19 protein-coding genes, 4 tRNA genes and 1 rRNA gene are annotated in these 24,046 nt (G+C 53.8%); 2 read left to right on the top strand and 22 right to left on the bottom strand.

Features of this window, described 5'->3' with window-relative positions; all coding sequences use genetic code 11:
- Window positions 1-119 precede the first annotated feature (119 nt).
- The 21 genes from rpsJ to ZBT109_RS01360 all read right to left on the bottom strand — a co-directional run bounded on the left by rpsJ (window position 120) and on the right by ZBT109_RS01360 (window position 22,607).
- The gene (rpsJ, locus tag ZBT109_RS01460) at window positions 120-431 is read right to left on the bottom strand and encodes a 30S ribosomal protein S10 (RefSeq protein WP_027704511.1); all 312 of its coding nucleotides are present in this window, start codon (window positions 429-431) and stop codon (window positions 120-122) included.
- Between the two features lie 232 nt (window positions 432-663).
- The gene (tuf, locus tag ZBT109_RS01455; RefSeq protein ID WP_027704510.1) at window positions 664-1,857 is read right to left on the bottom strand and encodes an elongation factor Tu; all 1,194 of its coding nucleotides are present in this window, start codon (window positions 1,855-1,857) and stop codon (window positions 664-666) included.
- Between the two features lie 30 nt (window positions 1,858-1,887).
- Window positions 1,888-4,008, bottom strand: a complete 2,121-nt coding sequence (fusA, locus tag ZBT109_RS01450) for an elongation factor G (RefSeq protein WP_027704509.1) — start codon at window positions 4,006-4,008, stop codon at window positions 1,888-1,890.
- Between the two features lie 93 nt (window positions 4,009-4,101).
- Window positions 4,102-4,575: a 30S ribosomal protein S7 gene (gene rpsG / locus ZBT109_RS01445; RefSeq protein ID WP_027704508.1), complete on the bottom strand. Its 474-nt coding sequence runs from the start codon at window positions 4,573-4,575 to the stop codon at window positions 4,102-4,104.
- Between the two features lie 80 nt (window positions 4,576-4,655).
- The gene (gene rpsL, locus ZBT109_RS01440) at window positions 4,656-5,030 is read right to left on the bottom strand and encodes a 30S ribosomal protein S12 (protein WP_027704507.1); all 375 of its coding nucleotides are present in this window, start codon (window positions 5,028-5,030) and stop codon (window positions 4,656-4,658) included.
- Window positions 5,031-5,210: 180 nt separating this feature from the next.
- On the bottom strand, window positions 5,211-9,425 hold the full coding sequence (gene rpoC, locus ZBT109_RS01435) for a DNA-directed RNA polymerase subunit beta' (protein ID WP_027704506.1): 4,215 nt from the start codon (window positions 9,423-9,425) through the stop codon (window positions 5,211-5,213).
- Window positions 9,426-9,568: 143 nt separating this feature from the next.
- Window positions 9,569-13,645 (bottom strand): DNA-directed RNA polymerase subunit beta, encoded by a 4,077-nt coding sequence (gene rpoB / locus ZBT109_RS01430; RefSeq protein WP_027704505.1) that lies wholly within the window; start codon window positions 13,643-13,645, stop codon window positions 9,569-9,571.
- A gap of 367 nt (window positions 13,646-14,012) precedes the next feature.
- A complete protein-coding gene (gene rplL / locus ZBT109_RS01425; protein ID WP_027704504.1) occupies window positions 14,013-14,381 on the bottom strand; it encodes a 50S ribosomal protein L7/L12 in 369 nt (122 codons plus the stop codon).
- Window positions 14,382-14,470: 89 nt separating this feature from the next.
- Window positions 14,471-14,980 carry a 50S ribosomal protein L10 gene (gene rplJ, locus ZBT109_RS01420; RefSeq protein WP_027704503.1) on the bottom strand — a complete coding sequence of 170 codons (510 nt, stop codon included), beginning with the start codon at window positions 14,978-14,980 and terminating at the stop codon, window positions 14,471-14,473.
- Window positions 14,981-15,244: 264 nt separating this feature from the next.
- Complete coding sequence (rplA, locus tag ZBT109_RS01415; RefSeq protein ID WP_027704502.1) at window positions 15,245-15,937, bottom strand: 50S ribosomal protein L1; 693 nt, start codon at window positions 15,935-15,937, stop codon at window positions 15,245-15,247.
- 1 nt (window position 15,938) lies between these two features.
- Window positions 15,939-16,370 carry a 50S ribosomal protein L11 gene (gene rplK, locus ZBT109_RS01410; protein ID WP_027704501.1) on the bottom strand — a complete coding sequence of 144 codons (432 nt, stop codon included), beginning with the start codon at window positions 16,368-16,370 and terminating at the stop codon, window positions 15,939-15,941.
- Between the two features lie 123 nt (window positions 16,371-16,493).
- The gene (nusG, locus tag ZBT109_RS01405; protein ID WP_027704500.1) at window positions 16,494-17,027 is read right to left on the bottom strand and encodes a transcription termination/antitermination protein NusG; all 534 of its coding nucleotides are present in this window, start codon (window positions 17,025-17,027) and stop codon (window positions 16,494-16,496) included.
- A 13-nt stretch (window positions 17,028-17,040) separates the two neighbouring features.
- The gene (gene secE, locus ZBT109_RS01400) at window positions 17,041-17,415 is read right to left on the bottom strand and encodes a preprotein translocase subunit SecE (protein ID WP_027704499.1); all 375 of its coding nucleotides are present in this window, start codon (window positions 17,413-17,415) and stop codon (window positions 17,041-17,043) included.
- An 84-nt stretch (window positions 17,416-17,499) separates the two neighbouring features.
- Window positions 17,500-17,575 (bottom strand) — tRNA-Trp (locus ZBT109_RS01395).
- Between the two features lie 171 nt (window positions 17,576-17,746).
- Window positions 17,747-17,821 (bottom strand) — tRNA-Thr (locus tag ZBT109_RS01390).
- Window positions 17,822-17,828: 7 nt separating this feature from the next.
- Window positions 17,829-17,902: transfer RNA gene (locus ZBT109_RS01385), tRNA-Gly, on the bottom strand.
- A gap of 32 nt (window positions 17,903-17,934) precedes the next feature.
- Window positions 17,935-18,018 (bottom strand) — tRNA-Tyr (locus ZBT109_RS01380).
- A 120-nt stretch (window positions 18,019-18,138) separates the two neighbouring features.
- The gene (locus tag ZBT109_RS01375) at window positions 18,139-18,978 is read right to left on the bottom strand and encodes a type III pantothenate kinase (protein ID WP_027704498.1); all 840 of its coding nucleotides are present in this window, start codon (window positions 18,976-18,978) and stop codon (window positions 18,139-18,141) included.
- Window positions 18,975-19,955, bottom strand: coding sequence for a biotin--[acetyl-CoA-carboxylase] ligase (locus tag ZBT109_RS01370; protein WP_027704497.1), 981 nt, complete (start codon window positions 19,953-19,955; stop codon window positions 18,975-18,977). Before ZBT109_RS01370 ends, ZBT109_RS01375 begins: the two co-directional genes overlap by 4 nt.
- Window positions 19,956-20,164: 209 nt before the next feature.
- Complete coding sequence (gene cydB, locus ZBT109_RS01365; protein WP_232012854.1) at window positions 20,165-21,187, bottom strand: cytochrome d ubiquinol oxidase subunit II; 1,023 nt, start codon at window positions 21,185-21,187, stop codon at window positions 20,165-20,167.
- A gap of 16 nt (window positions 21,188-21,203) precedes the next feature.
- Window positions 21,204-22,607, bottom strand: coding sequence for a cytochrome ubiquinol oxidase subunit I (locus ZBT109_RS01360; RefSeq protein WP_027704495.1), 1,404 nt, complete (start codon window positions 22,605-22,607; stop codon window positions 21,204-21,206).
- Window positions 22,608-22,880: 273 nt separating this feature from the next.
- Here ZBT109_RS01360 and ZBT109_RS13690 point away from each other — a divergent pair, with 273 nt between their 5' ends.
- Together ZBT109_RS13690 and ZBT109_RS13685 are read left to right on the top strand one after the other, a co-directional pair.
- Window positions 22,881-23,051 carry a phosphotransferase gene (locus ZBT109_RS13690; protein ID WP_170144683.1) on the top strand — a complete coding sequence of 57 codons (171 nt, stop codon included), beginning with the start codon at window positions 22,881-22,883 and terminating at the stop codon, window positions 23,049-23,051.
- A gap of 275 nt (window positions 23,052-23,326) precedes the next feature.
- On the top strand, window positions 23,327-23,479 hold the full coding sequence (locus ZBT109_RS13685) for a hypothetical protein (protein ID WP_156934024.1): 153 nt from the start codon (window positions 23,327-23,329) through the stop codon (window positions 23,477-23,479).
- Window positions 23,480-23,851: 372 nt separating this feature from the next.
- Here the strand turns inward: ZBT109_RS13685 and rrf are convergent.
- A 5S ribosomal RNA gene (rrf, locus tag ZBT109_RS01350) occupies window positions 23,852-23,967 on the bottom strand.
- Window positions 23,968-24,046 lie beyond the last annotated feature (79 nt).

The raw sequence follows: 24,046 nt of genomic DNA, 5'->3' as shown, positions 1-24,046 counted from the left end.
AATAGTGTACGGGGCTATCACCCGCTATGGCTGCCCTTTCCAGAGCATTCCACTAGCACATTGTATGGCGTCATCCCGACGCGACGGTCAACGTGACCGTGAGTGACTAGTGTAATTGATTAATCAACCTTGATCTGTACATCTACGCCAGCAGCGAGATCAAGCTTCATCAGCGCATCAACTGTTTTTTCAGTCGGCTCAACGATGTCGAGCACACGCTTGTGAGTGCGGATCTCGTACTGATCACGCGCGTCTTTGTTGACGTGCGGAGAGATCAGGACAGTGTAACGTTCGCGGTTGGTCGGCAGCGGAATCGGACCGCGCACCTGAGCGCCAGTACGCTTCGCGGTTTCCACGATTTCTTGCGTGGACTGATCGATCAGGCGATGGTCAAACGCTTTCAACCGAATGCGAATTTTTTGGTTCTGCATGTGCCAGAAACTCCAGTAGCCACACCCTATCACTTTTGCACTACTACAGCACAAAAGCAACAAAGCGAGCAGCCTTGTGAATAGCAACGACGCGAGCCGTCTACTCACACCGTAAAGATGGCGAATTATAGGCTCCCTATTCTAAGGAGTCAAATCACACCAGGCATGAGAGACACTCGACATGACAAAGGGGCCCCCGCAGGGGAGCCCCTTTATGTGCAGATCGTATCAATTATTCAACGATCTTGGCAACAACACCAGCACCTACGGTGCGGCCACCTTCACGGATTGCGAAACGCAGACCATCTTCCATTGCGATAGGAGCGATCAGCGTAACTTCCATGGTGACGTTATCGCCAGGCATTACCATTTCAACGCCTTCCGGCAGTTCACAAGTACCAGTTACGTCAGTGGTACGGAAGTAGAACTGCGGACGATAGCCTTTGAAGAACGGAGTGTGACGACCGCCTTCGTCTTTAGACAGGATGTACACTTCCGCGTTGAACTTGGTGTGCGGAGTGATAGTACCCGGCTTAGCCAGAACCTGACCACGTTCGACTTCGTCACGTTTGGTACCACGCAGCAGCGCACCAATGTTCTCACCTGCACGACCTTCGTCGAGCAGTTTGCGGAACATTTCAACACCAGTAACGGTAGTTTTGGTGGTTTCGCGCAGACCAACGATTTCGACTTCTTCACCAGTCTTAACGATACCGCGCTCTACACGACCGGTAACAACGGTACCACGACCAGAGATAGAGAATACGTCTTCGATCGGCATCAGGAACGGCTGATCAACGGCACGTTCCGGTTCCGGGATGTACTCATCCAGGGACTTGATCAGGTTACCAACAGCGGTAGTACCCATACCGTTGTCGTCTTTACCTTCCAGCGCCATCAGTGCAGAACCGATGATGATCGGAGTGTCGTCACCCGGGAAGTCGTATTCGTTCAGAAGTTCGCGAACTTCCATTTCGACCAGCTCGAGCAGCTCTTCGTCATCGACCATGTCCGCTTTGTTCAGGAACACAACGATGTACGGAACGCCAACCTGACGAGACAGCAGGATGTGCTCACGAGTCTGCGGCATGGGGCCGTCAGCTGCAGAACATACCAGGATCGCGCCGTCCATCTGCGCAGCACCAGTGATCATGTTCTTGACGTAGTCAGCGTGTCCCGGGCAGTCAACGTGCGCGTAGTGACGGATTTCGGACTGATACTCAACGTGAGCAGTCGCGATAGTGATACCACGTTCACGCTCTTCAGGAGCGTTATCGATGGTATCGAATGCACGCCAGTCACCACCGAAGAGCTCGGCGGAAACGCGAGTCAGGGCCGCTGTCAGCGTCGTTTTACCATGGTCGACGTGGCCGATGGTACCAACGTTGACATGCGGTTTGGAACGATCAAATTTTTCCTTAGCCACTGCTATAACCTCTTTCTGTACTAAAACGGGTTATCCGTTCTGATTGATGACGGCTTCGACGACGCTGGACGGCGCCTCATCATACTTCGCAAACTCCATAGAGTAGCTTGCGCGGCCCTGGGTCTGCGAGCGCAGGTCGGTCGCGTAACCGAACATCTCACCCAGCGGCACCATTGCACGAATGATTTTACCAGAGGAAGAATCATCCATACCCTGCACCAGTCCACGACGACGGTTAAGGTCACCCATAACATCGCCCATGAACTCTTCCGGTGTAACCACTTCGACTTTCATGATCGGCTCGAGCAATACTGCCCCAGCTTTACGAGCACCTTCTTTGATCGCCATAGAAGCGGCAATCTTGAACGCGTTCTCGTTAGAGTCGACATCGTGGTAGGAACCGTCAAACAGCGCAACTTTGACGTCAATCATCGGGTAACCCGCGATAACACCATTCTGCAGCTGCTCGAAAGCACCTTTTTCTACAGCCGGAACGTATTCCTTAGGTACCACACCGCCAACGATTTCGGAGTCGAACTTGAACGACATTTCCGCATCGTCGCCTTTGTCTTCGGCAGTCAGCGGTTCGATGCGCAGCCATACGTGACCGAACTGACCACGGCCACCAGACTGACGTACGAACTTACCTTCCTGCTCGACAGACTTGCGGATGGTTTCACGGTAGGCAACCTGCGGCTTACCAATGTTGGCTTCAACCTTGAACTCGCGACGCATACGGTCAACGATGATGTCGAGGTGGAGCTCACCCATACCGGCGATGATAGTCTGACCCGTTTCTTCATCAGTCTTCACGCGGAAAGACGGATCTTCCTGAGCCAGCTTACCAAGAGCGATACCCATTTTTTCCTGGTCTGCTTTGGATTTCGGCTCAACCGCTACAGCAATAACGGGATCCGGGAATTCCATGCGTTCCAGAACAATTTTGGCATCGATATCACACAGGGTATCACCTGTAGTGACGTCTTTCAGACCAACACACGCTGCGATGTCGCCAGCGTAAACTTCTTTGATCTCTTCGCGAGAGTTGGCGTGCATCTGAACGATACGACCAACGCGCTCGCGCTTGGACTTGACCGAGTTGAATACGCTGTCACCAGAATTCAGTACGCCAGAGTAGACGCGAATAAAGGTCAGCGTACCCACGAACGGGTCAGTTGCGATCTTGAACGCCAGCGCAGCGAAAGGCGCGTTGTCGTCGGCTTCACGAGTTTCGATGGTACCAGCGGCATCATCCAACTCACCTTCGATCGCTTTAACTTCAGTCGGGGACGGCAGGTATTCGATGACACCATCCAAAACCGCCTGAACACCTTTGTTCTTGAATGCAGAACCACAGGTGACGAGAACGATTTCGTTGTCCAGCGTACGGCGACGCAGAGCTGCTTTGATTTCTTCCTTGGAGAGGTCACCCTCTTCCAGATATTTTTCCATCAGCTCATCAGATGCTTCAGCAGCAGCTTCGAGCATGAACTCGCGCTGTTCTTCTGCTTTGGCCTGAAGTTCTGCAGGAATATCAACCAGCTCGTAAGACATACCCTGGTCTTCTTCATTCCAGAGGATGGCTTTCATTTCGATCAGGTCGACAACGCCTTTGAAGTCGTCTTCTGCGCCCCAGTTAATCTGGATCGGCACAGCGTTGGCATTCAGACGTTCGCGCAGCTGATCGACAACCATAAAGAAGTCGGCACCAGCACGGTCCATCTTGTTGACGAAGACCATACGCGGAACTTCGTACTTGTTAGCCTGACGCCATACCGTTTCGGTCTGCGGCTGAACACCGGAAGAACCACACAGTACGACAACAGCACCGTCGAGTACGCGCAAGGAACGTTCCACTTCGATCGTGAAGTCAACGTGTCCTGGCGTATCGATGATGTTGATGCGGTGCGGTTCAAACTGCTTGTTCATGCCCGGCCAGAAACAGGTAGTCGCAGCGGACGTGATAGTGATACCACGTTCCTGCTCCTGCTCCATCCAGTCCATGGTCGCAGCGCCCTCATGCACCTCACCGATCTTATGAGAAAGACCGGTATAGAAGAGGACGCGCTCAGTAGTCGTCGTCTTACCCGCATCGACGTGCGCTACGATACCGATATTACGGTAACGATTGAGAGGTGTCTTACGTGCCACGATAAAGTGTCCTGTGGTTGGAAGCGTCGTTCTATGCGCTTTCGGCATCTGCCAAGCCGTTTGTACAGTATTGGCAGACACCTGAAAAGCAACTTAGAAACGGTAGTGAGAGAACGCCTTGTTGGCATCTGCCATGCGGTGTACGTCTTCACGCTTCTTAACTGCGGCACCCTTGCCTTCTGCGGCATCGAGGATTTCGCCAGCAAGACGCTGTTCCATGGTTTTTTCACCACGGGAACGCGCTGCATCTACCATCCAGCGCATAGCCAGAGCTTCGCGACGGGACGGACGCACTTCGACAGGCACCTGATAGGTAGCACCACCGACGCGGCGTGATTTGACCTCTACCATCGGCTGGATGGTTTCCAGCGCTTTCTCGAAAATGGCCAGCGGCTCAGCATCGTTGGAGCGAGCGGCAACACGATCAAGGGCACCGTAGACAATACGCTCTGCTACGGATTTCTTGCCGCTGATCATCAGGTGGTTCATGAACTTAGCCAGGCGTTCACTTCCGAATTTAGGATCCGGCAGGATTTCGCGCTTGGCGGCAACACGACGTCTAGGCATGATAAGCCCTCAGTTGAAGGGTCCTTCAGGTAAACCTGGCAACTTGCTGACCAGCCTTACTCTTATCAGACCGTAGTGGATCAAGATTTAGGACGTTTAGCACCGTATTTAGAACGGCCCTGTTTACGATCCTGAACACCAGAAGTATCCAGAGCACCGCGAACAGTGTGGTAACGCACACCTGGCAAGTCTTTTACGCGACCGCCACGAATCAGGACAACGGAGTGCTCCTGAAGGTTGTGCCCTTCACCACCGATGTATGACGTGACTTCGTAACCATTGGTCAGACGTACACGACATACTTTACGCAGTGCAGAGTTTGGTTTCTTCGGTGTAGTGGTATATACGCGAGTACATACACCACGACGCTGCGGGCAAGCCTGCAGAGCCGGCACGTCACTTTTAGTGACGGGGCGCTTGCGGGGCTTACGCACCAGCTGGTTAATGGTTGCCATTAATGCTCACTCCATAATGTGCTTGAAGACCGCCAAAAGCGGCCTCTCTTCTGACATCGAGAATAGATAGACTACTCCCTCTATCAAAGGCTGCGAATTTTACGGGGTTAACGTAACAAGCGTCAAGCCCGCTCAACAAAGAACGGGCAAGACTTATGCTACCTCGTTGCTCGCAATGCCTTATTCATCATCCGCATCGAGGGCCGTCAGCTGTGCACCGAGCTCTTGCTCGATGTCCAGCGCACTTAGGCTGCTCAATGCGTCTTCAGGACTGTTACCGCGTTTACGCTGACGCTCAAGGTGATGCGCCAAGCCTGTACCTGCTGGGATCAAACGACCCACAACAACGTTTTCCTTCAGACCGCGCAGATGGTCGCGCTTGCCGGTAACGGCAGCTTCGGTCAGAACACGCGTAGTTTCCTGGAACGAAGCGGCAGAGATGAAGGACTCGGTTGCCAAGGAAGCCTTGGTGATACCCAGCAGCACACGCTGATACTTCGCCGGGAACTTGCCTTCACGCTCGATACGAGTGTTTTCGGACAGTACACGCGCGATATCAACTTGGTCGCCATGAATCAGCGTACTATCGCCAGCGTCAGTAATTTCAACCTTACGCAGCATCTGGCGAACAATGACTTCAATGTGCTTATCGTTGATGCCAACACCCTGCAGACGGTAAACGTCCTGGATCTCGGTCGTGATGTATTTCGCGAGTTCAGAGACGCCCAGCAGGCGCAGAATGTCATGCGGGTTGCTCGGGCCATCAGAGATGACTTCACCCTTCTCGACCGTTTCACCTTCAAACACACCGATCTGACGCCATTTCGGGATCAGCATTTCGACCGGATCACCTTCGGAAGGCGTAATCGTGAGACGACGCTTGCCTTTGGTTTCCTTGCCAAAAGTAACGGTACCGGAAATTTCCGCCAGGATGGACGGCTCTTTCGGTTTACGCGCTTCGAACAGGTCGGCAACGCGCGGCAGACCCCCGGTGATATCCTTGTTACCCGATGCCTCTACCGGAATACGTGCAACGACTTCACCCACCCCGATAACGTCACCGTTATCAGCGGACACGATGGCGTTACCCGGCAGCATGTACTGAACCGGTGTATTGGAACCCGGCAGAGTGATGTGTTTGCCAGCATCATCCAGCAGCATGATCATCGGACGCATGTCGCGACCGGAGGTAGGACGGTTACCGACTTCCATAATCTCGATGGAAGACAGACCAGTCATCTCATCCACCGTACGGTGCATGGTATGACCTTCGTCCATATCGGTGAACTGGATCTTACCTGCCACCTCGGCAATGATCGGGTGAGTGTGCGGATCCCACTTCGCTACCACTTGACCGGCTTCGACGCGTTCGCCTTCACGAACACCCAGCTCGGCACCGTATGGCATCTTGTAGTATTCACGCTCACGGCCCTGTTCATCGGCAATCGCCAGCGCGCTGGAACGAGAAACGACGATCAACTTGCCATCCGCACGCTCAACAGACTTCATGTTGTGCAGACGGATCGTACCGCCGTGCTTAACCTGTACGTTGTCGATGGCAGAGGCACGAGATGCCGCACCACCGATGTGGAACGTACGCATGGTCAGCTGTGTACCCGGCTCACCGATAGACTGTGCTGCGATGACACCGACGGATTCACCGACGTTGACCACGTGGCCACGGGCCAAGTCGCGACCGTAGCAGGCAGAACATACGCCATGCTCGTTTTCACAAGTAATGGCGCTGCGCACGACGATTTCGTCGATACCCATGCCATCCAGACGGCCACACCACTCTTCGTCCAGCAGCGTCCCTTTCGGGATCAGTACGTTGTCATTGGCATCAACGACATCTTTGGCTACGACACGACCCAGCACACGCTCAGCCAGGGAGACGATGATATCACCGCCCTCGATGACCGGGTTCATCACCAAGCCGTCTTCAGTACCACAGTCTTCACGCGTTACGACAACGTCCTGCGCAACGTCTACAAGACGACGCGTCAGATAACCGGAGTTAGCGGTCTTGAGCGCCGTATCCGCCAGACCCTTACGAGCACCGTGGGTCGAGATGAAGTACTGGAGTACGTTCAGACCTTCACGGAAGTTCGCAGTGATCGGCGTTTCGATGATGGAACCATCCGGCTTCGCCATCAGACCACGCATACCCGCCAGCTGACGAATCTGTGCAGCACTACCACGAGCACCAGAGTCAGCCATGATGAAGACGCTGTTGAACGAGTCTTGTTCGACTTCATTGCCATCGCGGTCGATGACTTTCTCTTTCGAGATATTCGCCATCATCGCTTTAGCGACTTTATCGTTCGCCTTGGACCAGATATCGATAACCTTGTTGTACTTCTCACCCGCAGTAACGAGACCCGAGGAGAACTGGCTTTCGATTTCTTTGACTTCTTCTTCGGCCGCCGCAACGATTTCTGCTTTGGAGTCAGGGATAACGAAGTCATTAACACCGATGGAAGCACCTGACCACATAGCCATGCGGAAACCGGTGTACATCAGCTGGTCAGCAAGGATGACCGCTTCTTTCAGACCGACCGTACGGTATGCCGTATTGATCAGCTGAGAGATCGCTTTCTTCTTCATCGGGCGATCGACATTCTCGAACGCCATACCTCGCGGAATGATGCGGAACAGCAGCGCACGACCAACCGTGGTGTCATGGATGGAAGTGTGTTCAACGAACTCACCGCTTTCCTCATCCTTGGCCCACTCAGTCAGACGAACTTTGACACGAGCATGCAGATCAACGCTCTGAGTGCCGAAGGCGCGTTCAACTTCATTCAGGTTAGCGAAGACCATGCCTTCGCCTTTAGCGTTGATGCGCTCGCGGGTCATGTAGTACAGACCCAAGACAACGTCCTGAGACGGCACGATGATCGGATCACCGTTCGCCGGAGACAGTACGTTGTTGGTAGACATCATCAGCGCACGCGCTTCGAGCTGGGCTTCCAGTGTCAGCGGTACGTGTACCGCCATCTGGTCACCGTCGAAGTCGGCGTTGTATGCCGCACAGACGAGCGGGTGCAGATGGATAGCCTTACCTTCGATCAGCATAGGTTCGAAGGCCTGGATACCCAGACGGTGCAGCGTCGGTGCGCGGTTGAGCATGACCGGATGTTCGCGGATGACATCAGCAAGGATGTCCCACACTTCCGGAACTTCACGCTCGACCATTTTCTTGGCCGCTTTAATCGTCGTTGCCTGACCGGAGGCCTGAAGCTTGGCGTAGATGAACGGCTTGAACAGCTCCAGCGCCATTTTCTTCGGCAGACCACACTGGTGCAGGCGCAGCGTCGGGCCCACTGTGATAACGGAACGACCAGAATAGTCGACACGTTTACCCAGCAAGTTCTGACGGAAACGACCCTGCTTACCCTTGATCATGTCAGCCAAGGATTTCAGCGGACGCTTGTTGGAACCAGTGATGGCACGACCACGGCGACCGTTATCGAGCAATGCATCGACGGATTCCTGCAGCATGCGCTTCTCGTTGCGCACGATGATATCCGGAGCATTCAGGTCCAACAGGCGTTTCAGTCGGTTGTTACGGTTGATGACACGGCGATACAGATCGTTGAGATCGGAAGTCGCGAAACGGCCACCATCCAGCGGTACCAACGGACGCAGATCCGGCGGCAACACAGGCAATACTTCCATTACCATCCATGCAGGACGGTTACCGGATTTGTAGAACGCTTCCAGCAGCTTGAGGCGTTTGGAAAGCTTTTTGATCTTGGTATCAGAGTTGGTCTGCGGAATCTCTTCACGCAGGCGTTCAATCTCTTCACCCAGCTCAATTTCGGCCAGCAGAGCCTGGATCGCCTCGGCCCCCATACGAGCGTCAAAGTCGTCACCGAACTCTTCCAGCGCTTCGAAATACTGCTCATCGTTCAGCAGCTGCCCTTTTTCAAGGGTCGTCATGCCAGGATCGATGACCACGAAGGATTCGAAATAAAGGACGCGCTCGATATCACGCAGCGTCATGTCTAGCAGCATACCAATGCGGCTAGGCAGTGATTTCAAGAACCAGATATGCGCAACGGGGGATGCCAGTTCGATATGCCCCATGCGCTCACGACGTACGGAAGCCTTGGTGACTTCGACACCGCATTTTTCACAGATGATGCCGCGGTGCTTCATCCGCTTGTACTTGCCGCAGAGGCACTCGTAGTCCTTTACCGGGCCAAAGATTTTGGCGCAGAACAAGCCGTCACGTTCAGGCTTGAAGGTACGGTAGTTGATGGTCTCTGGCTTTTTGACTTCGCCATAGGACCAGGAGCGAATCATATCCGGCGAGGCGAGCGAGATCTTGATCGCATCGAACTCATCGGAATGAGCCTGCGATTTGAGTACTTTCACCAAATCTTTCATAACATCGGCTCCGTGCGGAGTTGTCATGTGCAATGCGACGGACTCAGGCGGCCAGCGCACACTGCAAACCAACAGGAATTACGGTCAAGCGTTTGGCAACACCCGTGCCGCCTCTAGGGCAGCACGGGTGCTCCAATCGCGGCTCAGCCTTCGAGTTCGATATCGATACCCAGCGAGCGGATTTCTTTGACCAATACGTTGAAGGACTCAGGCATACCTGCCTGCATCGTATGGTCACCATCGACAATGCTCTTGTACATCTTCGTACGGCCTTCGACATCGTCGGACTTGACCGTGAGCATTTCCTGGAGCGTATAAGCAGCACCGTACGCTTCGAGTGCCCACACCTCCATCTCACCGAAGCGCTGACCACCGAACTGAGCTTTACCACCCAGCGGCTGCTGCGTAACGAGCGAGTAGGAACCCGTAGAACGTGCGTGCATCTTGTCGTCTACCAGGTGGTTCAGTTTCAGCATGTACATGTAGCCAACGGTAACGGGGCGATCGAATTTCTCGCCGTTACGGCCATCGTACAGCTCGACCTGACCGGATTCCGGGATGTCTGCCAGGCGCAGCAGTTCCTTGATTTCGGATTCCTTAGCACCGTCGAATACCGGCGTTGCAATCGGTACACCGCGAGACAGGTTCTTCGCCAGATCAATGATTTCTTCATCAGAGAAGCTGTCGAGTTCTTCTTTGCGACCACCCGTCTTGTTGTAGACCTGGTCGAGGAACTCACGGATCTCCTTGACCTGCTGGCCACGAACATCCTTCAGCATACGGTTGACTTTTTCGCCAAGGCCGAATGCCGCCATACCCAAGTGAGTTTCGAGGATCTGACCAACGTTCATTCGAGACGGAACGCCCAACGGGTTCAGTACGAAGTCGACCGGCGTACCGAATTTATCGAACGGCATGTTCTCGACAGGTTGAATCGCAGAGATAACACCCTTGTTACCGTGGCGCCCTGCCATTTTATCACCCGGCTGGATGCGGCGTTTAACGGCAAGGTAGACCTTGACGATCTTCAGCACGCCCGGCGCGAGGTCATCGCCCTGAGTCAGCTTGCGTTTCTTGTCTTCGAAGCGCTCTTCCATCTCTTTGCGACGGCTTTCGAGCTGTTCGTTGGCCTGAGCCAGCAGCTCGTTCAGGGCTTCGTCCTGCATGCGCAGGCTGAACCACTGGTCGTGCGGCAGAGAGTCAAGGTAGCTGCCTTCGACGACATCACCTTTCTTCAGGCGAGGACCACCGTTGACGGCTTCACCAGACAGTACGCGATGCAGACGTTCAAACGTTGCTTTTTCAGCAATGCGGAACGTTTCCTGCAGATCTTTGCGGACTTCAGCCAGCTGTGTCTGCTCGATGGACAGTGCACGCGGATCTTTCTCTACGCCATCGCGAGTGAAGACCTGAACGTCAATGACCGTACCGCGCATTCCGGTAGAAGCACGCAGCGACGTGTCTTTGACGTCGGAGGCTTTCTCACCAAAGATGGCGCGCAGCAGTTTTTCTTCCGGCGTCAGCTGGGTTTCACCTTTCGGCGTTACCTTACCGACCAGAATGTCGCCCGGGTTGATCTCGGCACCGATATACACGATACCGGATTCGTCCAGCTTGTTGAGCGCAGCTTCACCAACGTTCGGGATATCGGAAGTGATTTCTTCCGGCCCAAGCTTGGTGTCACGAGATACGCAAGTCAGCTCCTGGATATGTACCGTAGTGAAACGGTCATCCTGAACGACACGCTCAGAGATGAGCATGGAGTCTTCGAAGTTGAACCCGTTCCACGGCATGAACGCGATACGCATGTTCTGACCCAGCGCCAGATCACCCATATCAACGGACGTACCGTCGGCCAGAATGTCACCGCGAGAAATCATGTCGCCCGGCTGTACGATCGGACGTTGGTTCTGGCAGGTGTTCTGGTTAGAACGAACGTATTTAGTCAGGTTGTAAATATCAACACCCGCTTCACCACCCACGATCTCGTCTTCGTTCACACGAATAACGATACGCTTGGCGTCAACGGAGTCGACTTTACCACCGCGGCGCGCAACAGCGCAGACACCGGAGTCACGCGCAACGAAGCGTTCCATACCGGTACCGACCAGTGGTTTGTCGGACTTCAGCGTCGGAACTGCCTGACGCTGCATGTTCGATCCCATAAGTGCACGGTTAGCGTCATCGTGCTCAAGGAACGGAATCAATGCTGCAGCTACAGAAACGACCTGACGCGGAGACACGTCCATCAGGGTAACTTTTTCAGGAGACATAAAAGTGGTTTCACCTTTATGACGCACCTGAACCAAGTCATCACACAGACGGCCTTCTTCGTCGACGCCAGCAGAAGCCTGAGCGATAACGAAATCGCCCTCTTCAATGGCGGACAGATGAACAACTTCGTCTGTCACTTTCTGATCAACGACCTTGCGATAAGGCGTCTCTAGGAAGCCATAGCTGTTGGTACGGCTATAGGTGGCCAGAGAGTTGATCAGACCGATGTTCGGACCTTCAGGCGTTTCGATCGGACAGAGACGACCATAGTGGGTGACGTGTACGTCACGCACTTCGAAGCCTGCGCGTTCACGTGTCAGACCACCCGGCCCAAGTGCGGATACGCGACGTTTGTGCGTAACCTCGGACAGCGGGTTGTTCTGGTCCATGAACTGGGACAGCTGGCTGGAGCCAAAGAATTCTTTGACGGCAGCAGCGACCGGCTTAGCGTTGATCAGATCCTGCGGCATCAGGCCTTCGCTTTCGGCCATGGACAGACGTTCCTTGACGGCGCGTTCAACGCGCACCAGACCTACACGGAACTGGTTCTCTGCCATTTCACCGACGCTACGGATACGACGGTTACCCAAGTGGTCGATATCATCCACTTCACCGTAGCCGTTACGGATGTTGATCAGCTCTTTCAGCACGTCGATGATATCGTCGTGCGTCAGGATACCGGGGCCTTCGTCGCTATCACGGCGCAGACGACGGTTGAACTTCATGCGGCCGACAGCAGACAGATCGTAGCGGTCTTCCGAGAAGAACAGGTTGTTGAACAACGTTTCTGCGGCATCCTTGGTGGGCGGCTCGCCCGGACGCATCATACGGTAGATTTCGACCAGCGCCTCCAGCTGAGAGCTGGACGTATCGACTTTCAACGTATCGGAGATGAATGAACCCGCATCCAGATCGTTGGTGTAAAGCGTTTCGATACGCGTAATGCCGGCTTTGCCCAGTGCTTCGATAACTTCAGGCGTAATTTCGGTATTACATTCGAAGATCAGCTCACCCGTATCCGGATTGATCTGATCGTGAGCCAATACTTTGCCGAACAGGTATTCCATCGGCACACGCAGACGCGTGATATTGGCTTTTTCCATCTGACGGATGTGTTTCTGGGTGATGCGACGGCCTTCTTCGACAATCACATTCAGATCAGCATCACGAATTTCGAAAGATGCCGTTTCACCGCGCAGGCGTGCCGGTACCAGCTCAACAGAGAAACCGTTGTTTTCGATATGGAAGACGCTAGTATCGAAGAACTTGCCGAGGATCTCTTCCTGAGACATGCCCAGCGCGCGCAGCAGAACAGTTGCCGGCAGTTTGCGGCGACGGTCGATACGAACGAAGACGTTGTCACGCGGATCGAACTCGAAGTCGAGCCAAGAGCCGCGGTAAGGAATGATTCGAGCAGAATAAAGCAGCTTGCCAGAAGAGTGGCTTTTGCCTTTATCGTGATCGAAGAACACACCCGGGCTGCGGTGAAGCTGGGAAACGATGACGCGTTCAGTACCGTTGATGATAAAGGTACCGTTGTCCGTCATCAGGGGAATTTCCCCCATGTAGACTTCCTGCTCCTTGATGTCTTTGACCGCTTTGTTGGCGGATTCCTTGTCAAAGATCACCAGGCGTACTTTTACGCGCAGCGGTGCGGAATAAGTGACACCGCGGAGCTGGCATTCCTTCACGTCGAAGGCAGGGGTTCCGAAACGATAGCTAACGTATTCAAGTACCGCATTGCCGGAGAAGCTCTCGATCGGGAATACGGAATTGAACGCAGCATGCAGGCCTGTTTCGCGACGCGATGCGGCCGGCAGGTCCTGCTGGAGGAAATCGTGATAGGAATCAAGCTGAATGGCCAGCAAATAAGGCACATCCAACACTTGGGGCAGTTTGCCGAAATCCTTGCGGATGCGTTTTTTCTCAGTGTATGAGTAAGCCATCTGTATTCCCCAGCTTGTTCACCATGAGTGACCGGCGCAGTCGGTACTCGTTGGCAGTACGTGGCCCCGACAGGCGCCAACGGCAAGTCTTCAGTTCCTGAACGACTCGCCGTTGTAAAGTGTAAGGTCAGCTTATTACTGATTACTGACAGCACGATTGACGTGTAGACTCGACAATGATGCTGTTTTCAGCGAGGCGGAAGGGACAGGTCAGCTGAAGGCCCTGCCCGATGCATCCTGATAGCCTATTTTCCGGCCAGAGCTGCATAATCAACACAGTTACTAGCAACAGAAAAAGGCTGGCGACGGATTTCCGTCACCAGCCGTGTACGCAGTTTAGACAGCGTACGAGGCGCTATGCATGAGCTTACTTGAGCTCTGCTTTGGCGCCAGCTTCTACCAGCTTCTTAACAGCTGCTTCAGCTTCGTCTTTCGGCATAGCTTCTTTCAGAGTAGCCGGAGCGCCGTCAACGGCAGCTTTGGCTTCTTTCAGACCCAGGCCAGTGATTTCACGAACGGCTTTGATGGTGTTAACTTTCTTCTCACCAGCGTCAGTCAGAACGAGGTCGAATTCAGTTTTTTCTTCAGCAGCTTCGCCACCGGCCGCCGGGCCAGCAACTACTGCAGCTGCAGCAGAAACACCGAATTTTTCTTCCATGGCAGTAACCAGTTCAGCTACTTCCATGACAGTCATTTCAGCAACAGCGTTGATGATATCGTCTTTGCTAAGAGCCATCTTAAAAATTCCTAGACTTTGCGGAGCACCGTGCGTGCTCGATCAAGTAAAAAGCGTTTCAATTCACAGCAAGAATACAGACGGCCGGATTAGGCAGCCGCTTCTTCTTCCTGTTTTTTGTCACGCAGCGCAGCAAACGTACGAGCCAGCTTGCCAGCAGAAGCTTCTTTCATGACGGACAGCAGTTTCGCCAGTGCTTCGTCCATCGTCGGCAGAGTTGCCAGACGATCAAGATCAGCAGCCGGGATCAGCTCACCTTCATAAGCCAGCGCCTTAACTTCAAACGCTTCCTGGCTCTTGGCGAATTCTTTGAACAAACGAGCGCCAGCGCCCGGATGATCAGTAGAGAACGCCAGGAGTGTCGGGCCAACGAACGCTTCATTCAGGCACTCATAAGCAGTACCTTCAAGCGCACGGCGAGCCAGCGTGTTACGAACAACACGCAGAACAACACCGTTCTCGCGAGCCTGTTTACGCAGAGAAGTCATTGCGTCAACAGTTACACCACGAGAGTCAGCAACGACGACGGAGAGCGCAGCTTTGGCAGCCTCGTTGACTTCGGCAACGATGGCCTTCTTGCCTTCAAGACCTAATGCCACTGTCATTACTCCTTCGTGCCAGAACGATTCTTACATGCAAAATCGCCTGGAGTTGCTTTTTCATGCCGCCAGAAGACGGTCATGAACCGGGGAGGGCCACATCAAAAAGACATGGCCCACCATCTGCGCAGGCGCCTAAAAGGCATTAAGTACCAGACACCTGCGGTCTTTGACGGCACCCGGGCAACTGCACGGGAACCGCAAAGCAGATCGATACCAAACGCAGAGAACGGTTAGTATACATCATTCGCTCTCTGCGACCAATCATGAGAGACTGGAAGTGTCGATTGTCAAGCCCGGACCCATTGTCGTAGACAGGGTAACTTTCTGAAGGTAAATACCTTTAGAAGAACTCGGCTTGAGTTTTTTCAGGTCAGCCAGTAGTGCTTCAACGTTGCCTTTGATGGCATCCGCAGCGAAGTCGACCTTACCAACGGTAGTGTGAATGATACCGTTTTTGTCAGTACGGAAACGAACCTGACCAGCCTTGGCGTTTTTGACAGCGCCAGCAACATCAGGAGTAACAGTACCGACTTTCGGGTTCGGCATCAGGCCACGCGGACCGAGGATCTGACCCAATTGACCAACGACACGCATCGCATCCGGAGCAGCGATAACGACGTCGAAGTCCATTTTGCCGCCTTTGATTTCTGCAGCCAGGTCGTCCATACCCACGATCTCAGCGCCGGCTTCACGAGCAGCGTCAGCCGCTGCGCCCTGTGCGAACACAGCAACGCGAACGTCTTTACCAGTACCGTTAGGCATGACCGTAGCACCACGGACAACCTGATCGGATTTACGCGGGTCAACGCCAAGGTTTACTGCCACGTCGACAGATTCCTTGAATTTGACGCTGGACAGCTCGGCCAGAAGCGCAACAGCTTCTTCAACGCTGTACTGTTTGTTGGCATCCACTTTTTCGCGGATAGCCTTCATACGTTTAGTCAGCTTTGCCATCTCAGAGACCCTCCACATTCAGACCCATGCTGCGCGCAGTACCTGCGATGCAGCGAACCGCTGCTTCGAGGTCGCCAGCAGTCATGTCGGGTTCCTTGGTGCGAGCAATCTCTTCGAGCTGTGCACGCGTAACCGTACCGACTTTCTTCTTGTTCGGCTCACCAGAACCGGACTTGATGCCAGCCGCTTTCTTCAGCAGGACTGCCGCAGGCGGAGTCTTGGTGATGAAAGTGAAGCTGCGGTCGGAATAAACGGTAATAACTACAGGCGTCGGCAGACCCGGCTCAATGCCTTGAGTCTGAGCGTTGAACGCCTTGCAGAATTCCATGATGTTTACGCCGTGCTGACCCAGAGCCGGACCTACGGGAGGACTCGGGTTAGCTTTACCTGCTGCAACCTGCAGCTTGATATATGCCTGAACCTTCTTGGCCATTACCTTCTCCTTTGGGTGATAACGCCGACAAGCGGCTCCCCATACAATGACGCGCGCCCTTTGCAGTGCGCGCTCAAAAAGTGCCCCGCCATTACAGCAAGACACTGTTTATTCTGAAGAGAGTTACTCTTTGACGACCTGAGAGAATTCCAGCTCGACTGGCGTAGCGCGGCCGAAGATCAGCACGCTCACTTGCAAGCGACTCTTCTCATAGTTCACTTCTTCAACAACACCATTGAAGTCAGCAAACGGCCCATCGATGACACGAACGGTTTCACCCGCATCGAAGACAGTCTTCGGACGCGGCTTATCAGAACCATCCTGCACGCGACGCAGAATGGCTTCTGCTTCACGCTGAGTAATGGGCGCCGGTTTTTCAGGCGTACCGCCAATGAAGCCCATGACACGCGGCGTTTCATTCACCAAGTGCCATGTAGCATCGTTCATATCCATCTCGACCAGCACATAGCCAGGATAGAACTTGCGCTCACTCTTGCGACGTTTGCCGTCGCGCATTTCAACGACTTCTTCGGTCGGCACCAGAATTTCACCGAACTGATCTTCCATCTCATGGAGACGGACACGCTCTTTCAATGAGCGCAGTACCTGCTTTTCGAAGCCGGAATAAGCGTGAACGACGTACCAACGCATGGCCATACTGTGCGATCTCCTAACGATTCACGATATAGAAAACACCGTAGCCCAGAAGCGTATCGATGAGCCAGAGGAACAGCCCAACGATGAATACAGCTGCTATGACGATTACGGTAGTCTGAGTCGTTTCCTGACGCGTTGGCCACACGACACGCTGAATTTCTTTCTTGGCATTACGTCCAAGCTCAATCAGAGCGTGACCTTTAGACGTGGAAAATCCCGCAGCAAGACCAAGCCCAGCTACGATGATGACGCCAAGAATACGATAAGGGAGGGGTTGGGTATCGAACAACGCGTTGCCGACCACAGCCAATGCTATCAGAAGAATAGCGACAAGCCATTTTACGGCATCGAAGCGCGACGCCGCCTGCACCCCGGTATTCTTTTTCATGGGATAAACTCCTGGCGTGGCGACAACTTGAAAAATGAAAAAGCCGATTGACTACCGGCTAACACACACCAACCTGGGGAAGGTTGGCAGGCCAGGAGGGAATCGAACCCCCAACCTGCGGTTTTGGAGACCGCTGCTCTGCCAATTGAGCTACTGGCCTGTATCGACACAACAGATTAACTGTTGCCTGCAACTGGATAGGCCCCAGATGCATGCGCGAACGAGGGCATGTTAGCCAAGACGATGACATTTGGCAAGTTCATGCCAATCAAACGCCTTATCGCGTTGACAAAAAAAGGAATGACCAACCGATCATTCCCTTCTTTGATAATGGAGCTCATGGACGGATTTGAACCGTCGACCTCACCCTTACCAAGGGTGTGCTCTACCCCTGAGCTACATGAGCCTAACCATGGAGCGGGCAGCGGGAATCGAACCCGCATCATCAGCTTGGAAGGCTGAGGTTCTACCATTGTACCATGCCCGCATGAACACCGCGCTTCTGCACTGTTCAGCAATTGGTGGAGAGGGAAGGATTCGAACCTTCGAAGCTTTCGCGGCAGATTTACAGTCTGCTCCCTTTGGCCACTCGGGAACCTCTCCATTACAAGCGCCATATTCTGACACTCTAGAGCATATTTGTCAATGCGCCAAACTCTTTATACAACTCAAAAGCTTGTCTGACAAGGGGTTAGCCCCTGCTCTTCAACGCGGCGCATTATTTCAAAGCAGGCTAGAAAAAGCAAGCCCTTTTCGCAGCCATTCTAAGCTTTCAACCGGCGGTACAACGGGAGCCCCCGTCATCTGGCCGTTACATTCATTTTGCGTGACAGGAAATAATGCTTCCAAACCACCGTAAACCATGTCACGCCATACCGCATGAGGCATCTTCAAACCGCGCGCGATAATTTCGGAATCCCCCCCGGTAACGAACAAAGGCAGCACTGCGCCATAGCGATCGCACGCTTCGGCGTACAATCGATCGATCGTACTGACCGCCGTCATGTAGACACCATGCCCTACGGCATCAAGCGTTTTCTTTCCGGGCACTCGCAGAGTGGCAGGCTCACTATCAGGGTCAATCGGCACATTGCGCGTATTCAGACGCAGGCTTTCTTTCATCAGGCGTAGCCCAGGCAATATGTACCCTCCCAGATGCTCTCCCCCCGGTAAAACGATATCCATTGTAATGGCACTCCCGCAGTCGACCACTACACATCCTTGGCTGAGACGATACCCTGCCAGCACTCCCAGCCAACGATCAACGCCCAGCAATCCGGGGTGCTCGTAACCGTTACGCACTCCCAACGCTTCCGACTCAGAGCGCGCAACGTGTACCGACATGACACGCTTGCTCAGCATACCAACGGTCTCTATCAGTACTTCACTGCGTGCCACGTTAGAGATGCGCACCACCTCCACGATACCCAGGTCAGGTATGTCCTCACCTGGCCGCCACTCCTCATGCGTCCATACCGCACCACGCGCTTTTATCTGGTTACTGCTGCGCTCCTTCAAGCGCCATTTGGACAGCGTATTGCCTATATCAAGGTCAAGAATCATGAGTATTTCCGTATACTGATCTCGCCACCGGACAGCTTCTGCAGCCGACCGTCGCGCATCACTTCCAGATTACCATTGCCATCCACGTTCAGGGCACGCCCTTGCCACTGCTGAACGCCTTGCACGATATCGACGTCCATATCGCGATAGGCATGGTAGCGATTCCACTCATCGCGCCACGGGGCAAACCCTTCTCGCTCGAAACGCTCGAACATTGCCAGTAAGCGCGAAATGAGATTTGCTGCAATCTCGTTGCGCGATACCGTCCCGGCGTGCGTAGCAATAGACGTCACCGGCTGAGGCAACTCTTCAAGAGTCGGCGTCTCATTTACGTTCAACCCTAGGCCGGCAACCACTTCGCACGGCCCATTTACATCTCCTCGCAACTCGACAAGAACCCCACCGAGCTTACATAGCACGCCATCGTCACGCATTACCAATAGATCGTTGGGCCACTTCAAGCGCACAGGCACACTCATAGACTCCAGCATCTGAGCGACTTCAACACCAATGGCCAAGCTCAACCCCTCAAGATGCGAGGCTGACGTATCGAAACGCCATCCCAGCGATACGCATAGTCCCTGCCCCAGACTGGCAACCCATTGGCGACCACGACGCCCTCGGCCACTCACCTGCATCTCTGCAAGGCACACCTCACCATGCCCTGCTTTTTGAGAAAAGCGGCGCAGAATGAAACTGTTGGTTGAATCCAGCGACATCTCGACGAACAATCGCGACAACCCTTGTCGAGCAGGTGCCGTCAAGTGGCTGACGATCCGAGCACCATCAAGCAGCTCTATGGGCTGCGCAAGACGATACCCTTGCCCTCGAATGCCTTCTACCTGTATACCCAGTGCTTCCAGCTTGCGAAGCTGCTTCCAGATAGCCGTGCGTGAAACGCCCAGCACTTCGCCTAGCTGCTCCCCTGAATGAAAGGCACCATCGCTCATCAATCGGATCAATTCTCGAAAATCCATGACACACTGCCTTCTTCAATGCCGCCTTACTCAGGCACAGCCTTTCGTTTATTCATACTCATACCCTTGCTATGACATCCCAAATCAATGAGTAGCGCAGTACGACATTCCACTCTATATCCCGTTTCGCAAATCAACGACACTCCATGTGAACAAAAAAGCCCGGCTTCTCTACCTAGAAGCCGGGCCCATCAGCGTTTCATTGCCGATCAGTAGTGCGATAGATTCTCAGCACGCACCTTGCCGCGGAACACATAGTAGCTATACACAGTGTACCCCAGCACCAAGGGAATGATGACCAGATATCCCACGATCAGGAAGAACTGGCTTTTCTCGCTGGAGGCCGCCTGGAAGATAGTGATATACGGCGGAATGATTACCGGGAAGAAGCTGACAAGCAGGCCTGCCAACCCCACCAAGAACAAACCGATCACCTTGGCAAAAATGGAACGCTCTTTGCGCTTGCTGATACCAGAGATAATGCTCAGGCAGAGCGCGATGGCAATAATCGCCAACACAACCATCAGCACGGCTCCCGGCACGGTAGACCAACGCTCGAAGACCTGCACGTTATGGATAGGCGTCCATACAGCGACGACTGCCATTGCCAACAACACCAACAGACTCAAAGGACGAACGAAATTGTAGGCACGACGTTGAATAGCGCCTTCCGTCTTGACCACCATCCAGGAAGCGCCCAGTAGCGCGTAACCACAAATAAGTGCCAACCCAGTGAATACAGAAAAAGGCGTCAGCCAGTCCAGTACGCCCCCTGCAAAGTGACGCTGATCCAAATCGACGTTCAGTCCGTGAATGATACCGCCCAGTACGATACCTTCAGCGAAGGTAGCGATGATGGCCCCGCAGGAGAACGCCATATCAAACATATGGCGATATCGGGTGGACTTAGCGCGAAACTCAAACGCAATACCACGGAAGATCAACGCCAGCAGCATCAAGACCAGCGGCAGATACAATGCAGGAAGCACCGTGGCATACACCAGCGGGAAAGCGCCGTACAGGCCAGCACCCGCCAGAATCATCCACGTCTGGTTACCATCCCATACGGGCGATGCTGTTCCCATCATGACATCACGATCTTCTTTTCCTTTGAAGAAAGGGAAAAGAATACCGATTCCCAACGTAAAGCCGTCCAGAACGACATACATGGCAATGGCCAACCCAATGATGGCTAGCCATGCGATGGGCAATGCCGACATTTGCTCGAACATGTTCATTCTCCTCGCCTCAACCGTCGATGCTTTCAGAGGTTGCGGACATGGGACGCTTCGGGTGACGCTCTTCGCCCGGCCCACCTTGCGGCAACGGCGCAGTCGGTTCTTTACGAATCAACTGCAGCATGTAGTAGATACCGATACTGAATATGACGGCATAGACCACCAAAAAGGCCAGCAGACTTATCGTCAGGCTGCCCGCACCAAGATAGGAAGCCGCATCACGCGTTTTCAGCAACCCATAAATGACCCACGGCTGGCGCCCAGCTTCGGTAGTGACCCACCCTGCGACAAGTGCAACAAAGCCAACAGGAGACAGGCACATCAGTACACGATGGAAGAGCTTCTGATCATAAAGTCTGCCACGCCAGCGCAGCAGCGCCCCCACCATGCTCAACAACAGCATAAGCATGCCAAGCCCGACCATGACGCGGAAAGACCAGAAGACCAGGGGAACGTCAGGGATTTCATCCTTGAATTCACTCAGCCCTTGAATCTGGCCACTCCAGCTATGCGTCAGGTACAAACTGGCAACATGCGGAACCTCAATGGCAAAGTCGTTTTTGCCTTCCGCCATATTCGGCAATGCGAACAGCGTCAGGGGCACACCATCACCTTCCTTGCCCGCTTCAGGCCCCCAATAACCTTCCATAGCAGCCAACTTGGCAGGCTGATGGTGCAGCGTATTCAAGCCGTGCAAGTCACCAGCAACAATCTGGATAGGCATTGCCACGATAGCCATCCACATGGCCAGCGACAGCATTGTGCGCGCACCTTCGTTCTTGCGATCGCGAAGAAGATGGTAAGCACCAACCCCGGCCACCAAAAATGCAACGCAGATATAAGCCGCCATCACCATATGCACAAAGCGATATGGGAAAGAAGGATTGAAGATAACCTGTAGCCAGTCGGCCGGCAGGAAACGACCATTAACCACTTCGTAGCCAGACGGCGTCTGCATCCAGCTATTGGAAACGAGAATCCATGTTGCAGAGATCAGCGTCCCCAAAGCGACCATGAACGTTGCAAAGAAATGCACAGACCGGCTCACGCGCTGCTCACCGAACAGCATGATTCCCAAGAAGCCCGCTTCCATAAAGAAAGCTGTCAGCACTTCGTAAGTCAGCAACACCCCAGTGATGTCACCGCCCTTCTCAGCAAAACCGCTCCAGTTGGTACCAAACTCATATGCCATGACGACACCCGTCACGACCCCCAGCCCGAAGGCGACGGCAAAGATACGAATCCAGAATCTATAGAGCTGGTGATAGACATCTCGTCCCGTCTTCAACCACAACGCTTCCAGAGCCACCAAGAAACTGGCAAGCCCTATTGATAGCGCAGGGAAGACTATGTGGAACGATACCGTGAAAGCGAACTGAAACCTCGCCAGATCGATGGCATCTAAACCAAACATTGAGCCACTCCTTGTGATGTTGGCAGCTCCCCTACCACTGCCTACGGGGTTCATCTAATTAGCCGAGCATTATAGTAGGCTTTAGCCTTTACTTTACAGTGCGGAATAAAATTTCCTGAACTACGAGTTTCCACAGCCAAAATCCAAACCACCCACTGCTCGATGTATATCAGTGTAGCCTAAGCATATCTATCAACATCCATCAAAGAGCCATAAAGAAACAGCCAACTCCTATGGGCACACTCTGGATATAGAGAACCTACTTAGCTTGGCGTGGCTGGTGGCTGGTGGCTGGTGGCTGGCGGCTGGCGGCTGGCGGCTGGCGGCTGGCGGCTGGCGGCTGGCGGCTGGCGGCTGGCGGCTGGCGGCTGGCGGCTGGCGGCTGGCGGCTGGCGGCTGGCGAAGAGTGTATGTGCTCATCAAGAGGTGCAAGAGCAGGACTAACCTCATCAACAAAAAATAATAAGGCAAGGCAGCATACAGGGGCCGCATCTGCACGCGAGGCTAAACCCACCACGGATTAACCAATATAAGCGAGGCAATCTGAGGCGACTACAAAGCAGGCGGCGTGAAGGAGCACGCCGTAAAGACAATAGATCCACAAGATAAAGAGAGTGAGGGCTATTCGCCGGAGCAGACAGTTAAAGAGAAAAGATAAGAATCGAGGACGTATTGAGGCGTTATGCCAAGCGGGATCCATCAAAAAAGGCTGTTGCTTCTTGAAAGATATAAAAGAGGTAAGCCTGCGCATCGCAGAGGCCGTCGCCCAGCAAGCCGTTGAAGAAGGCGTGACCGAAGGCCGTGATAGTACGCCTTTGAAGGAACGCCTTGAGGCACACTTCTGGACACCCGCGTACGCTTGCTACGGCTAGACGCTACAGTCTTGACGTCTTGTCATAACCAAACACCCCGATGATGGCCTGAGTAGCGGATCATTGGGATGTTTTCATGAAGGTATCTAGTAGCGTTGGCTGTTTGGGACAGATGAGCGATCGGCAGACGATGGAGCGGTGCGTAACTGAGGTGTCTGCCGTTTTTGGAGGCAGGGCCTTAGGGTTACGCTGCAGCTCTTCTTCTCTTGGTTCTAGTCACTCATCTGTGCTTCTTAGCCACGGCTACGGGGGCAGGCGCGGCCGTTATCACCCGCCTTCAGCCTTAGCCTGCTGCCTTTTGGCCCCTCCCCCCCAAAGCCCCCAAAAGCAAATACCCCCGACCATTGCTGGCCGGGGGTATTCAGTAGAGATGCTTGACGATGACCTACTCTCACATGGGGAAGCCCCACACTACCATCGGCGCTGAGCGGTTTCACTTCTGAGTTCGGCATGGGATCAGGTGGTACCCGCTCGCTATGGTCGTCAAGCGTATTCGGTTCGGTCTCGATGCCTAGGGCACCGCAACCTAAATCTGTAAATCATGCTGGGCCGAGATCGTCTCGTCGC

Source organism: Zymobacter palmae (assembly GCF_003610015.1).
GTDB classification, from domain to species: domain Bacteria; phylum Pseudomonadota; class Gammaproteobacteria; order Pseudomonadales; family Halomonadaceae; genus Zymobacter; species Zymobacter palmae.
This window is presented reverse-complemented; position numbering and strand designations above follow the sequence as displayed.